The sequence below is a fragment of the Arthrobacter sp. RT-1 genome, from assembly GCF_003367205.1.
Taxonomy (GTDB): Bacteria; Actinomycetota; Actinomycetes; order Actinomycetales; family Micrococcaceae; genus Arthrobacter.
This window is the reverse complement of record NZ_QRGQ01000024.1, coordinates 39805-53773: the sequence shown is the minus strand read 5'-3', so window position 1 is coordinate 53773 and position 13969 is coordinate 39805. Positions and strand designations below refer to the sequence as shown.

At 64.6% G+C, this 13969-nt stretch carries 12 protein-coding genes; 10 read left to right on the top strand and 2 right to left on the bottom strand.

Annotated features, from left to right (window positions below; translation table 11 throughout):
• The first annotated feature begins 139 nt into the window (after positions 1-139).
• The 6 genes from DXK94_RS15885 (at position 140) to DXK94_RS15860 (ending at position 7969) form a co-directional block, all read left to right on the top strand.
• A complete protein-coding gene (locus DXK94_RS15885; protein ID WP_079596270.1) occupies positions 140-2005 on the top strand; it encodes a substrate-binding domain-containing protein in 1866 nt (621 codons plus the stop codon).
• Positions 2006-2081: 76 nt separating this feature from the next.
• Positions 2082-3104, top strand: coding sequence for a LacI family DNA-binding transcriptional regulator (locus DXK94_RS15880; protein ID WP_079596271.1), 1023 nt, complete (start codon positions 2082-2084; stop codon positions 3102-3104).
• Positions 3105-3216: 112 nt separating this feature from the next.
• Positions 3217-4509, top strand: coding sequence for a sugar ABC transporter substrate-binding protein (locus DXK94_RS15875; protein ID WP_079596272.1), 1293 nt, complete (start codon positions 3217-3219; stop codon positions 4507-4509).
• Positions 4510-4569: 60 nt separating this feature from the next.
• Positions 4570-5547 (top strand): carbohydrate ABC transporter permease, encoded by a 978-nt coding sequence (locus DXK94_RS15870; protein ID WP_176156800.1) that lies wholly within the window; start codon positions 4570-4572, stop codon positions 5545-5547.
• Between the two features lies 1 nt (position 5548).
• On the top strand, positions 5549-6427 hold the full coding sequence (locus tag DXK94_RS15865) for a carbohydrate ABC transporter permease (RefSeq protein ID WP_079596273.1): 879 nt from the start codon (positions 5549-5551) through the stop codon (positions 6425-6427).
• Between the two features lie 6 nt (positions 6428-6433).
• Entirely contained in the window at positions 6434-7969 is a 1536-nt protein-coding gene (locus DXK94_RS15860) for a glycoside hydrolase family 32 protein (RefSeq protein ID WP_079596274.1), read from the top strand.
• A 9-nt stretch (positions 7970-7978) separates the two neighbouring features.
• Here the strand turns inward: DXK94_RS15860 and DXK94_RS15855 are convergent, their stop codons facing one another.
• Positions 7979-9202 (bottom strand): hypothetical protein, encoded by a 1224-nt coding sequence (locus DXK94_RS15855; protein ID WP_079596275.1) that lies wholly within the window; start codon positions 9200-9202, stop codon positions 7979-7981.
• A gap of 99 nt (positions 9203-9301) precedes the next feature.
• Between DXK94_RS15855 and DXK94_RS15850 the strand changes: the two genes are divergently transcribed.
• From DXK94_RS15850 to DXK94_RS15840, 3 genes are read left to right on the top strand one after another with little or no spacing between them, the layout of a single operon-like run.
• Positions 9302-9994: an MSMEG_4193 family putative phosphomutase gene (locus DXK94_RS15850; protein WP_079596276.1), complete on the top strand. Its 693-nt coding sequence runs from the start codon at positions 9302-9304 to the stop codon at positions 9992-9994.
• A 23-nt stretch (positions 9995-10017) separates the two neighbouring features.
• A complete protein-coding gene (locus DXK94_RS15845; protein ID WP_079596277.1) occupies positions 10018-10557 on the top strand; it encodes a DUF3090 domain-containing protein in 540 nt (179 codons plus the stop codon).
• Complete coding sequence (locus DXK94_RS15840) at positions 10557-11324, top strand: SCO1664 family protein (RefSeq protein WP_079596278.1); 768 nt, start codon at positions 10557-10559, stop codon at positions 11322-11324. The genes DXK94_RS15845 and DXK94_RS15840 overlap by 1 nt, the downstream gene beginning before the upstream one ends.
• 421 nt (positions 11325-11745) lie before the next feature.
• Here the strand turns inward: DXK94_RS15840 and DXK94_RS21280 are convergent, their stop codons facing one another.
• Positions 11746-11949: a hypothetical protein gene (locus tag DXK94_RS21280; protein WP_147294391.1), complete on the bottom strand. Its 204-nt coding sequence runs from the start codon at positions 11947-11949 to the stop codon at positions 11746-11748.
• An 869-nt stretch (positions 11950-12818) separates the two neighbouring features.
• On the opposite strand from DXK94_RS21280, the gene DXK94_RS15830 reads away from it, so the two are divergent.
• Positions 12819-13874 carry an NAD(P)/FAD-dependent oxidoreductase gene (locus DXK94_RS15830; RefSeq protein WP_258868573.1) on the top strand — a complete coding sequence of 352 codons (1056 nt, stop codon included), beginning with the start codon at positions 12819-12821 and terminating at the stop codon, positions 13872-13874.
• Positions 13875-13969: the final 95 nt, after the last annotated feature.

Below are 13969 nucleotides of genomic sequence, written 5' to 3'. Positions count from 1 at the left end.
GGTTATCCTCAGAATGCGTATCCAGTTGCGGGGGCATCAGGGCGGGGGGCTAGGCGCACCCGCGGTGTGACTGCCGCGGGCCAGTTTCATAATTTGCATTCACACCGGGGTGACCCGGCGGATTTCAAAGGAAACGAGCATGGGCCGTCGACGCGCAGCAACTGACCCGATCTATCCGCGATGGATCTGGATCGCAGCGGCGGCCACAGTGGCCCTTCTCATCGTTGGCGGCGCATTCGTGCTGCGCACCATGCTCTTTCCCGATCCAGGGGACGGGGGCACGTCCGGGGGGAATGGCAACACACCTTCAGCAACCGAGCCCTTGACACAGGACAATCCTGCCGCCGTTGCCGGGGCCTCGCCCTGCATCTCCCTGAACATCCTCACTTCGCTCGAGAACGCCGAGATGGTCCGCGCCCTGGCGGCCGCGTACACCGCGAAACCCCGCAGCGTGGACGGTAAATGCGTGACGCCGGCAGTCACCCAGGAAAAATCGGGAGTCGCTGCCGGCAAGGTGGGGGCGCAGTTCCCAGGCGTTCCGGCCGCCGACAGGCCCTCCATCTGGCTGCCGGATTCCTCCGCGTGGTTACGGATCGCAGGGGAAGATGCCATCGGAAGCCCTGCCAGCCAGGAAGGAACCAGCATCGCCCGGAGTGCGATCGTTGTCGCCATGCCGGAGACGATGGTGCGCGCCCTCGGCTGGGACAGCAAACCGCCGTCGTGGTCTGAGGTCTTCAAAATGTCCGAAGAGCAGGACGTCTGGGAGCGCCTCGGCCATGGCGACTGGGGGAAATTCAAGTTCGGCAAGGCCAGTCCGCTCGTTTCAACGTCGGGCTTGATGGCCCTTGCCGCTTCCTACGGTGCCGCCGGCGGCAGCCTTGGGGGCTTGGACGACATGGACCTGGATGCACCGTCCCTGGTGGAGAAGGTGCGTGCCGTGGAACTGGGCACCAGCCACTACATGGCCACTCCCGAGCATTTCCTGTGGCACGCCAGGGAGGCTGACGACGCCGGGAACGTCGCGGAGTTCCTCTCCGCGGTGATCGTGGATGAAAAGGCGGTCTGGGACTATAACCGGGGAGTGGTCAGCGAGGACGGTACGAAAAAGCAGTCCGGCCCCGTGCCCAGGGAGCCCCTCCGGGCCATCTACCCCAATGACGGCGTGCACGTGGCTGACAACCCGGCAGTAATCCTTGACGGCGAATGGGTACAGAGCCAGCAGCGTCTGGCCGCGCAGGACTTCCTCGCGTTCGCGGTGACGGAGCAGGGCCAGGACGTCGTCAAGGCGTCCGGCTACCGCAGCATCCAGGGAAAGCTGGACGCCACCGTGGCGGCAACCGGCCGGTACGCTGAGACGCTCCAACCGCTGCCACTCCCCAAGGCGGAGGCGCTTGTTGCCATGCAGGACAGCTTCCACGAGGTCCGCAAGCGGGCCAGGGCCTTGTTCCTGCTGGATGTTTCCGAGTCCATGGTGCAGGAGACCGGAGTGACCAAGTTGCAGCGGGCCAAGGATGCCGTTGTCAAGGCACTGGACCACTTCGTGGGTGAGGACGAGATTGGGCTGGCCGCGTTCTCCCATGTGGATGACGGCCCCCTGCAGCCGGGCATCGTTAGCCCGGTAGCCCCGCTGAAGACCAATAAAGAAGACATCATCGCCAAGCTCAACGGGCTCCAGGCCGTGGACGCTACGCCGCTTTTTGAAGCGGTTGGCCGCTTCGCCGGCGATCAGGCCAAGGACTACAAAGACAGCTTCATCAACACCATTGTGCTTTTGAGCGACGGCAAGAATGATTCCACCCACCCCGGAGACCTGCCCGGGCTCACCGAACAGCTCAGCCATCAGAACCACGCGACACCGGTGCTCGTCTTTACACTCGCATACGGGCCCGACGCCGACGTCCCCACTTTGCTTGAAATCGCCAGGGCGAGCGGGGCGCACTACTACGACGCCACCGACCCGAACAGGCTCGAGGAGGTACTCGGCGAACTGGTGACCAGCTTCTAGGCCTTGACGGTTGCAAAACGTTTTGCATATAGTGATGCAAGCAACATACAAAACGTTTTGCAAAGGAACGAAGTCAATGGCGACAAAGGTCAACATCCGGGACGTGGCGAAAGCTGCCGGCGTCTCCGTAACCACCGTGTCGCATGCCCTGAGCGAAGCGCACAGCTCCCGGGTCAACGCCCGGACTGTGGAACACATCAAAGCCGTAGCCGGTGACCTCGGCTACGCACCGAACCGCCTGGCAAGCGGACTGCGCAACCAGCGTTCACAGATCCTCGGCCTTGTCAGTGACGAGATCACCACCACGCCCTTTGCCGGTGCCATGATCCAGGGCGCCCAGGACGCCGCCTCGGAGCACGGGTACTTGCTGATGGTGGTCAACTCCGGCTTGGACAATGAGCTGGAGCGCCAGGAAATCCGGGCCCTGCAGCAGCACCAGGTGGACGGCATCGTCTACGCCCGCATGTTCAACCAGCAGGTGTCCGTCCCGGGCGAACTGGGTGCAGCCCCAACTGTTGTCCTCGACGCCACCCCGGACAACCCCGCACTGTCCTCTGTGGTGCCGGACGAGTTCGGCGCCGGCGAGTCCGCGGCCGAACTTCTGGTTACGGCCGGTCATCGCCGGATTGCCATGGTCAACAACGAGGACGATATTCCGGCCGCCCACGGGCGGCTCGCAGGGTTCCGCGCAGCGCTTGTCCGCCATGGACTGGAACTACCCGCGGACTGCCTGATGGCCGGACATCCAAGCACTGCGGGAGGCCGGGAAGCGGCGCTTCAGCTGTTGTCCCGGGCGGAACCACCCACCGCGCTGTTCTGCTTCAATGACCAGATGGCCATGGGCGCCTACCAGGCGGCAGGGCACCTTGGCCTGAAGGTTCCGGCTGACGTTTCAATTGTGGGCGTTGACAACCTTGAGCTCATCGCCGACGGCCTCTGGCCGGGCCTGTCCACCATGGCCCTCCCCCACTATGAGATGGGCCGGTGGGCTGTCCTGAAACTCCTGGAGGAGCTTGAGGACCCCGGGGCGCCGCGGAGGCAGGAAAAGATTTCCTGCCCCGTCATTGAGCGGGAGTCCGTCGCTCCGCCCCGGAACTGACACCCAGGCGCAAGAAAACCCCCGTTAAAAACGGGAACGCAGCCGTTGCAGCGGCCGCGTTCCCTGCAGGACCTACATCAATCCCCCGCTGTCCAAGCAGAAAGACCGACCCATGAACAAGAAGTTCACCAAGATCCTGGCGACCAGCATAGCCGCAGCCGCCCTCACAGCCACCCTCGCCGGCTGCGGCAAGGGCAGTGCATCGTCTTCCACTGAAGGTTCCGGTGAGATCGCGCTCTGGACCCACAACGCCGGCAACCCGGAGGAACTGGCTGCCGTCCAGAAGATCGTTGACTCCTACAACGGCAGCCAGGACAACGTGAAGATCAGGATCCAGGCCTTCCCCCAGGACTCCTACAACGACTCCGTGGTCTCGGCAGCAGCCGCGGGCAACCTGCCCTGCATCGTGGACATTGACGGCCCCAACGTGCCTAACTGGGCCTGGGCCGGGTACCTGAAGCCCCTCGAACTGGATGCGGACCTTTCCAAGCATCTCCCCAGCACTGTGGCTGAATGGGATGGAAAGCCCTACGCCGTTGGCTACTATGATGTCGCCCTGGCCATGATGGCCCGCGCCTCTGACCTGAAGGCCGCCGGCGTACGCCCCGCCACCATGGAGAAGCCGTGGACCAAGGAAGAGTTCCAGGATGCCCTCAGCAAGCTCAAGGCTCTGGGCACGTGGGAGCACCCGCTGGACCTGGGCACCGCCGGCACTGGCGAATGGCTTCCGTACGGCTACTCCCCCCTCCTGCAGTCGTTCGGCGGCGACCTGGTGAACAGGGACGGCTTCCAAAGTGCAGAGGGCGCACTGAACGGCGACAAGGCGGTGGAGTGGGCCGAGTGGTTCCGCGGCCTCGCGGACCAGGGCTTCATGGCCAAGAAGAGCGGCAAGGACTCCACCCAGGACTTCCTGAACAACAAGTCAGCGATCGTCTACACGGGCTCGTGGGCCGGGGACAAGGCCAGGGCGGCCCTTGGCGACGACCTCGTCGTCATGCCGCCGGTGGACCTCGGCGAGGGCCCGAAGATCGGCGGCGCCTCCTGGCAGTGGGGCGTCACCAGCGGCTGCAGCAACGCCGAGGCAGCCATGGACTACCTCTCCTACTCCCTGAAGCCGGAAAACATTGCCGCAGTGGCCAAGGCCACCGGCGCGATTCCTGCCAGCGAAGAGGCGGCGGCCCAGATTCCGGCCTTCGCCCAGGGCGGCGCCAACCGGATCTTCATGGACTTCTCCCGCGAATACGCGGTCATGCGGCCCGAGACGCCCGCCTACCCCTTCATCGCCACCGAATACGGGAAGGCCGTGCAGGACATCCTGAACGGGGCGGACGCGAAGTCCACCCTTGATAACGCCGTGAAGGCGATCGACGCCAACATCAAGTCCAACGGCGGCTACAAGAACTAGCCGGAGCCCCGGATGGCTGCTCCCCGCAGCCATCCGGCAGCCCGACCTACGGAGACCCTCATGGCAACTGCTTCCCTTCCCACACGCCCAAGTCCAGCCACCCCTGAAACTGCCCTGCCGCCGTCGAACGCGAAAGGTAAGGCCCCCAAGACCCACAGCCGCCCTGGCTTCCGCCGGGAACAGCTCAGCGGCTGGGGCATGATCGCCCCGGCGGCACTGCTGCTGCTCGCCTTCATCTTCATCCCGGCCGTCCTTGGCTTCGGTCTGGCCTTCACCAACGCGCGGCTCATCTCGCCGCGTCCGGTCGAATTTGTGGGCGTGGAGAACTTCGCCCGGCTCTTCTCGGACCCCACGTTCTACCGTGCCCTGCTCAACGTCGCCTACTTCACCGTCGTCATCGTTCCGGTGCAGTCCGGCCTGGCCCTGGTGATGGCGCTGCTGATCAACAAGAAATTCCGCGGCGTGAACTTCTTCCGCACCGTGTACTTCCTGCCCGTGGTCACCTCCATGGTGGTGGTCTCGCTGCTGTGGCTGTTCATGTACCGCAAGGACGGCCTGATCAACGAGATCCTCGCCGCCGTCAGCTTCGGCCTGATCGACGGCCCGGACTGGCTCGGCGACCCCAACACCGCAATGCCGGCCATCATCATCCTGTCCATCTGGCAGGCGGCCGGATTCCACATGATCATCTGGCTCGCCGGGCTCCAGGGCATCTCCGGTGAACTGTACGAGGCCTCGCAGCTGGACGGCACCAGCCGGTGGCAGCAGTTCCGCTACGTGACCTGGCCCGGCCTCTTCCACACGCGCAGCCTGGTCCTTGTCACCATCACCATCCAGGCCCTTGGGCTCTTCGACCAGATCAGCGTTATGACCCAGGGCGGTCCCATGGACTCGACCACCACCATCATTTACGAGGCTGTCCAGTCCGGCTACCGGCAGCAGGAAACTTCCTACGCCTCCGCCATCTCGCTGGTGTTCTTCGTCCTCGTGCTGATCGTCTCCGCGGTGCAGCGCTACCTTACGCGGGAGAAAGACTGACATGAAAAACCAACTGCTCCTGAAAAACGCCGGCACCATGCTGGTGCGGATCCTCTTCGCCGTCGTCGCCGCGTTCCCCATCGTTTTTATGCTCGTGTCCTCCCTGAAGCCGGACCAGCAGATCTTCGGCGACATGTCCTCCCTGGCCGCATTCCTGCCGGTGGGCAACATCTCCTTCGACAACTACACCGCCGTCTTCGACCGCGTCCCGGCCGCCCGCTTCCTGCTGAACTCGGTGGGCGTCTCCGCCGTCACCGTGATCCTCGGGATCTTCGTCAACAGCCTGTGCGCCTTCGCCCTCTCCCGGATGCAGGTCCGCGGCAAGAAAATCGTGTTCACCGCCATCCTCGCCACGCTGATCGTGCCCTTCCAGACCCTTGCCCTGCCGTTGGTGTGGTGGGTCAACCAGCTCCCCTACTTCGAGCTGAACGGCTTCAGCCTCGAATTCTCCAAGGGCTGGCTGGACACGTACCAGGTCCAGATTATCCCCTTCATCGCCAACGCCTTCTCGATCTACCTGTTCCACCAGTACTTCGAGTCCATTCCCAAGGAACTGGACGAGGCCGCGCGGATCGACGGCGCCGGCTGGTTCAAGATCTACCGCCAGGTGGTCATGCCGCTGTCCGGCCCAGCCACCGCCACCGTGGCGATCCTGACCTTCCTGCCGGCCTGGAACTCCTACCTCTGGCCGCTCATGGTGGTCCAGTCCGAGGAACTGCGCCCGGTGATGATCGGCATCCAGTACTTCTTCCAGCTGAACGTCTCCTGGGGCGAGGTCATGGCGTACGCATCCCTCATCACCGTTCCCGTGGTGGTGCTGTTCATCGCCTTCCAGCGTTCCTTCGTCAACAGCATCGCCTCCAGCGGCGTGAAGGGCTAGGCCACAATGAATCCATTGACGACGACGGCGGCTCCCGCGTCCGCCGCCGCCCCGACAGTTCCGTCGAGGGACCGGTTCCGCCCCGCATGGCACTACACCGCCGAACGCAACTGGCTCAACGATCCCAACGGGCTGGTCTACCTCAACGAGACCTACCACCTCTTCTACCAGCACAACCCCTTCGGCACGGACTGGGGCAACATGTCCTGGGGCCACGCCACCTCCCGGGATCTGCTGCACTGGGAGGAGCAGCCGGTGGCCATTCCCTGCGACGCGCAGGAGGCCATCTTCTCCGGCTCAGTGGTATTCGACCGGAACAACAGCAGCGGATTCGGCACTGCCTGGAACCCGCCGCTCGTGGCTGTCTATACCAGCGCCTACGGTGGTGACTCGCGGTTGGCCGGCCGGCAGGCCCAGTCCCTCGCCTACAGCGTGGACGAGGGCAGGACCTGGACCAAGCACCAGGGCAACCCGGTCCTGGACCGCGCCTCGGCCGATTTCCGGGACCCCAAGGTTTTCTGGTACGACGGCGCCGCCGGAGGTTACTGGGTCATGGCCGCCGTCGAGGCGGTGGAGCGGCAGGTGGTGCTCTACAAGTCCGCGGACCTGAAGGCCTGGGAGTACCTGAGCACGTTCGGGCCTGCGAACGCCACCGGCGGTGTGTGGGAATGCCCGGACCTGTTCGAGCTGCCCGTGGACGGGAACCCGGAGGACAGGAAGTGGGTCCTCATCGTGAACATCAACCCGGGAGGAATTGCCGGCGGCTCAGCCGGGCAGTACTTCCAGGGCGGGTTCGACGGCGTGACGTTCAGGTCCGAATCGACCGTCACCGAGGGCCTCCAGAAGGACGGCAGCCGGATGCGCGAGTACGGCTGGCTGGATTGGGGACGTGACTACTACGCCGCCGTCTCCTTCAGCAATGTGCCCGACGGCCGGCGCATCATGATCGGATGGATGAACAACTGGGACTACGCGGGCTCCATCCCCACCGGCGGCTGGCGGAGTGCAATGTCGTTGCCGCGGGAAGTTACGCTGACCCGGGTGGACGGCAAGGTGGTGCTCCGGCAGGAGGCTGTCGATCCCTTCGAGGGATCGGAGTCTGGAACCTTCCACCTGGGACCGCAGCGCTTGGTGCCGGGGACGCTGGAACTTCCGGTCACCGGGACAGTGGCGCGCATCGATGTTGAGTTCGAGCCGGGCACCGCGACGCGGGTGGGACTGATGCTCCGCGCGGGCGGCGCCCAGGCCACGCTGCTCACCTACGACGTGGCGGAAGGAATGCTGCGCCTGGACCGGAGCGCGTCAGGGCACGTGGATTTCCACGCAACCTTCGCCTCCATTGAGACGGTGGCCGTCCCGTTGCAGGACGGCCGCCTCCGCCTTCGCGCCTACCTTGACCGTTGCTCAGTGGAGGTCTTCGCCCAGGACGGGCTGGCCACCATCACGGACCTCGTGTTCCCTGCTGAGGCGGGCACGGCTTTGGCGATCATCGCTGAGGGTGAGGGCGCGCAACTCCTGGCGCTCGACGTCGTCGGCGGCTGAACCCGGCTGTCAGCCCGCTTCCGCTTCATCGTCCGGAGCCGCTCCCAGACCAAGCTCTGCCAGTAGCGATGGATGGTCGAAAGTGTCTGCGACGCAGCCGATAAGCACCGGGGGCACCCGGAAATGGGTGTCAATGGTCAGCAGCCCGAGTTCTGAAAGTTCCTCCAACCGGGCCATGGCCACCCTGGTCAAGTCGGTGACGGCAGCCTTCTCGGCTTCCTGCGCACGATCTGGGGCTGCCTTCATGCGTTCCACTGACGGTGGTTCCGCCGTGGCTGCCGCCAGCAGGATGGACACCTGCACTGCGGAGAGTGGATGCTCCCAGGGCTCCTCGGGATCAAGCCGCAGCACGGCCTGCTCCAGGAAACATGACGTGAACATGGTGAAGTCGTCCAGCTGCTCCGCGGCGCTGCCGTCCAGGAAGTGCGCGGGATCCTCGAAGGGCACCACTTTCGTCGGCTTGACCCTTATTAGCTCGGCGGTCTGAAGCGTGGCCCAGATTTCGGCAAGCAGGGGCACCTCGTACATGCTGCGCACGGTGGGGACATCGCCGGGCTCATCTGCCCGCTTGGTGCCGCCCCTGGCCGACACGCCGACGCAGGCGGCGGCCTCCTCGATGTCCTTCAGGCGAAGGGCGCCCGTTCCGGTCACGGGCTTCCCGTCGCCAATCCATCGAAGCAGGGCTGTTGCTTTCTGGATCAGAGGCAGGGCGGTGAAGGCTGCCAGTGCCTGCTCCTGGGGAATGTCCGGAACCTCGATGGACTCCTGTCCGTCGTCGCCGTCGGCGAGGCTGTCGAAGAAGTCCAGGGCTTCGGCCAACCGCTCCGCCGGCCCGGTCCACCGGCCGGTTTCAGACAGGAACTCGAGGTAACTGCGGACAGAATCAACGATCAGGGCAGCCTGTTCCGGGTCAGCGGTTTCGGGATCCTGCGCACGGCCGGCGGTGGTGACTTCCTCCGCGACGGCGTTGGCCAGGGCAGCCGGGTCGAAGCTTGTCACGTCGGGCGCAGCAGTGGTCTCCAGATAGCGGCTGATGGTGGGTTCCATCAGCTTCAGGTATTGCAGGGCAGCGGCGCCCGCTCCGGGCGTGCCGTCGTCGAACCATTGGACATAGGCCGGCGCCAATGCGTCCAGGGCGCGGGCGGCACGGAAGGAACTGAGGGAGACCGGCCCCGGGCGGCGTTGTCCCGCCGAACCCTTGCCGGAGCGACGGTTTTTACTGTTCTTGCCCAAGGAGTACCTAACTGCCGGAGAATGCTTTGCGGGAACGACGCTACTGAGTTCTGCGGTGCTCTGCCACTTTCAGCGAAGAACGCTGGTTAGGCTGTAGGGATGGCGACAGTTATTCTCGTGCGGCATGGCCGCACCACAGCCAACGCCGCTGGACTGCTGGCGGGCAGGGCGGCCGGCGTCAGTTTGGACCCGTTCGGGCGCGAGCAGGCGGCCTTGACCGGGGACAGACTCGCAGCCGTGCCCTTGGCCGGGGTGGTATCGAGCCCCCTCGAGCGTTGCCGGCAAACCGCCCAGCTCATCCTCGATCGCCAGGCTGGTAGTCCTTCTGCGCCCACCGATCCCGATCTCACCGAGTGCGATTATGGCCAGTGGCAGGGCCGCATGCTCACCGATCTCGCCACCGAAGACCTGTGGGCGGCCGTGCAGTCGCAGCCGTCCGCCGTCGTGTTTCCCGGCGGTGAATCCATGGCGGCGATGCAGGCCCGGTCGGTAGCAGCAATCCGACGGCACGATGCAGCCTTCGAGTCAGAGTACGGGCCAGGAGCCGTGTGGGTGGCAGTGAGTCACGGTGACATCATCAAATCAATCCTTGCCGACGCGTTGGGTATGCACCTCGACCTGTTCCAGCGCATCAACGTGGGCCCGGCCTCCGTATCGATCGTGCACTATGGTGCTGTTCGGCCGAGCGTCTATGCGACAAACACCGACGCGGGGGATCTGTCATGGCTGTCGAAAGGCGTCAACTCCGGCGATGCGCCGGTGGGTGGCGGTGCCGGACAGACGGCCCAGTAACCTTATGTGCCTAAAATACTGACATGCCCACACTTGTTCACGAGTTTGCCTGGCCTGACCGCGTCGTCATCGGTACCGTCGGCGTTCCAGGGTCACGCACGTTCTACCTGCAGGTACGCACGGGCAAGCAAATTGTGAGCATTGCGCTGGAGAAGCAGCAGTCGGCCCAGCTTGCAGAGAAGATTGACGAAATCCTCGATCAGCTCCTCACCCTCGAGGGCAACCCCTTCAGCGTTCCCACCGGTACTCCCATCGAACTCGTCGACAATGACCAGCTCGAGGCGGTCGAGGAGCAGTTCCGAACCGGTGCCATGACCTTGGGTTGGGACCCCACGACGGCCCAGGTGGTCATAGAGGCATACCCGATCATCGATGTAGATGACGACGACGAACCGCTTGATGCTGAGGTGCCCGAAATGTTGCTGGTGCGGATGCCGGTTGGCGCCGCCCGCGCATTCGCTAAGCGGACCCGTGAGGTGGTGGGCGCCGGGCGTCCCGCATGCCCGCTCTGCGGTTATCCCGTGGACGCCGACGGGCACGTCTGCACCCTGCCCGAGGTCTGATGCCCGCGCCCGACCTGCTGACTGCCGAGCTGACGCTCACGGGGCGGATCAGGACGGCGTCGAATGCCACCTTTGTGGGCACCATCGGCGACACCACGGTTGTCTATAAGCCGATAGCCGGGGAGAAACCGCTGTGGGATTTTCCCGACGGCTTCCTTGCCCACCGGGAGGTCGCCGCCTACCTGGTCTCTGAGGTCCTCGGCTGGAACGTCGTGCCACGCACCTGGCTCCGCGATGGTCCTTTGGGCGAGGGAATGGTGCAGCTGTGGCAGGACGCCGACCCCGACCAGAACGCGGTGGATCTCGTTGCTGCCGGCGACGTACCGGAGACCGGGTGGAAGCATGTCCTCAAGGGCCAGGATGAGACGGGACGGATGGTCGCCCTCGTCCACGAGGACACACCGGAGCTCAGGCGCATGGCGGTATTCGACGTGGTTGTCAACAACGCTGACCGCAAAGGCGATCACATCCTTGCCATGCCAGACCGACACCGGCACGGCGTGGACCATGGACTCACCTTTCACCGTGACCACAAGCTGCGCACGGTGCTGTGGGGGTGGCTGGGAGAGACTCTGACCGACCAGGAATGCGACGGCGTCGATCGCGTCATCGAAGGACTGCACGGTGAGCTGGGCCGAAACCTCGCGAAGTTGCTCAGCGCCGAAGAAATTGCCTCACTCGGCGCGCGCTGCACCCGGTTACGGTTGACGGGGCGGTTTCCGGCTCCGAGCGGTGACATGCCCGCGGTGCCCTGGCCGCTGTTTTAAGGACACCAGGGCTGCCGGCTTCGCAGGCCGTCAGGCGGACATTAAAAGGAAGTGTCCCGACGAGACCCCGTCGGGACACCTGTGGACGAGCAGTTGATGGGATGCCGTCGCCCGGTTGGCGAGAGTCGTCAAGTGTGACCCCTTCACGTCATCATTGTGCTCGTCAGCCCGGCCTGACCGGGGACTGACCGGACGCATCACCTGAGAAGTCAGATGCCTTGGTAGTCCCCGGAACCTTGCTCGGGGACTATCCACTTGCCTTCCTCGGTTCGTTTTCCGCGCATAACGCCGAACATCATGTCGCTCATGCCGGTCGGGTCGCCGCCCGACCTGACAAAGTCGTCCCGCCGGCGCCTGCCGTCGCGCAAGTTTGTCCGTACGTAGATGACTCCGCCCAAGGCAGCACCGATGATGGCCGCGATTAGATAAAGATCTCCGCATCCGGGCTGAAGGGGAGCAATGAGCAGGAGGCGATGGTGGCTCCGGCGCCCATCCATAGGATCCATCCCACAATGACCGCACCGCGGAGCGATGCGTTACTTGGCCGGTCGATGTGGACGAATTTGCTCCGGTCAACCGGCGCAGGTGCCGTCCTGGCCCGACGTCCCTTTGGTCGAGTCATCATCGCTTCCTTACAGTCCAGCGGCTTGGCCACAAGTCCGCCGGTGGATGTTTCCCGGCATGGACAGCATAAAGCGAATCTTCCATCATTGACGCGTAGTCCCGGTCCTGCGCCATTCCTTTGCTTCGGTTACCCACTGCTGCTCCCCACTTGCGTTACTGTCATATTCTGCCGATGCTCCACCTCGCGCTGCAAAGACCGCTAAGCGCCGAGGCCTAACTTGCCTTGCTCCCGGCGAGGAGACAAATAATGCAGGCTTCGCTTCCGAGTGAGCACCAACTGGACTGAGGCAAGCGCCTCAGCGACAGCCGCCTCGAATTCGACTCTTTCTTGATCGTTGGCACGGCATGGCTGCGGCGATATCTTCCGCTACAAAACGCACCTCTCAGGGCATCCGCATCCGGCACTGGCGGAAGACCGTCAGGCGGCAGAGACTGAGAACAGCTGGGAAAGCCAGGTGGCGGGACATCCGCCTGACTTGGCATATACCCTGTTTCGATCGCGGTCTCAGGAAGGCGCACCATGCTGCGGTATACGGATTCAATCTATGTCAACCGACCTCCTTCTGGAGTCTTCGACGTTGTGGGAACGAGAATTCTTGAGACTCAGCCGTTGTGGGAAAAGGAGGTTGTGGCCATACGCTGCGTCACGCCCGGTGCCATGGACATGGGTAGTAAGTTCATCATGGAGCGCCGTGACTTTGGGCAGCGGTCGGAAGCTAACGAGGCGGGTAATGCGCAATATACGAGTAACGGTAGAGGAGCAGGTTCCCCTTTAGCAGCGCGATTGCGTCAGTTCAGGGGCGAGCGTGCGGGCCGGTCGGGTTTCTGAAGGGGTGATGGGCACTGGGTGACAGGCAGACAGACACGCTCGTGATCGGCGCGGGTCAATGCGGCCTAGCGGTGAGCCGGGAGCTCGCGCTGCACGGGGTCGAGCATGCCGTCGTCGACGGCCGCGCAGCCCCGGGAGACGTGTGGCGGGACCGCTGGGACACGCTGAGGCTCTTCACACCAGCGCATTTGTCCTCGCTCCCCGGGATGCCCTTCCCGGCGCCCCGGCGCTATCTCCCGAGAGGCTCAGAGTTCGGCGGCTATCTCGACGAATATGCCGAGAGATTCAATGTCCCGCTGCATCCGCACACGCATGTTCGCGGCCTCAAACGCACTGCGACAGGCGCCGGCTTCACGGCCGAGACGGATGAGGGCGCATGGCTTGCCCGGCGCGTCGTCGTCGCCACCGGCTTCGCCACGCACCCCCGCATCCCGACAATCGGCCAGGATCTGGATCCGTCGATAGCCCAGCTGCACAGCTCCGCCTACCACCGGCCCACCGACCTGCCCGAGGGGCCGGTCCTCGTCGTCGGCTGCGGCACCTCCGGAGTCCAGCTCGGCGTCGAGCTTGCCCGCTCCGGTCGGGACGTCACAGTGGCCGGCAAGCCCACCCCAAGGGTTCCGCGCGTCGTGTCCGACCACGCCTTCGGGCTGCTGCTGGCGATCTTCCACCACGTCTTCACCCGGGCCACGCCCATCGGACGCGGGTCCGTGCGAGATGTCATCCGCGGCGGCGGCGGACCTCTCATCGGCATCAGCCCGGAGGACCTCATGGCCGCCGGCGCTGCGCGCGGCGCCCGGCTTGCCGGCACCAGGGACGGGCAGCCCGACCTTGAGGACGGTCGGGTCCTCACGGTCTCCTCGGTGCTGTGGGCCACGGGCTTCCGGCACGACTTCACCTGGATCCAGGACCTCCCGGTGGACGAGGATGGGCTGCCACGGCACACACGCGGAATGTCAGAGGACTGGGCCGGGCTCAGCTTCATGGGCCTCCCCTTTCAGTTCGCGTTGAGCTCCATGACCATCTACGGGGTGGGCCGCGACGCCGCGTACGTGGCCGCCGCGCTTGCCCGCTCCACTGGCGCCAGCGCCCGCTGAGTCCTTTACATCTCTAATACGAGCTACGGCGGCCACTATGTCCAGGATGGCTTGGGCGACCGAGAATGCAGCGGAGATAGCAAACTTCCCCGAAA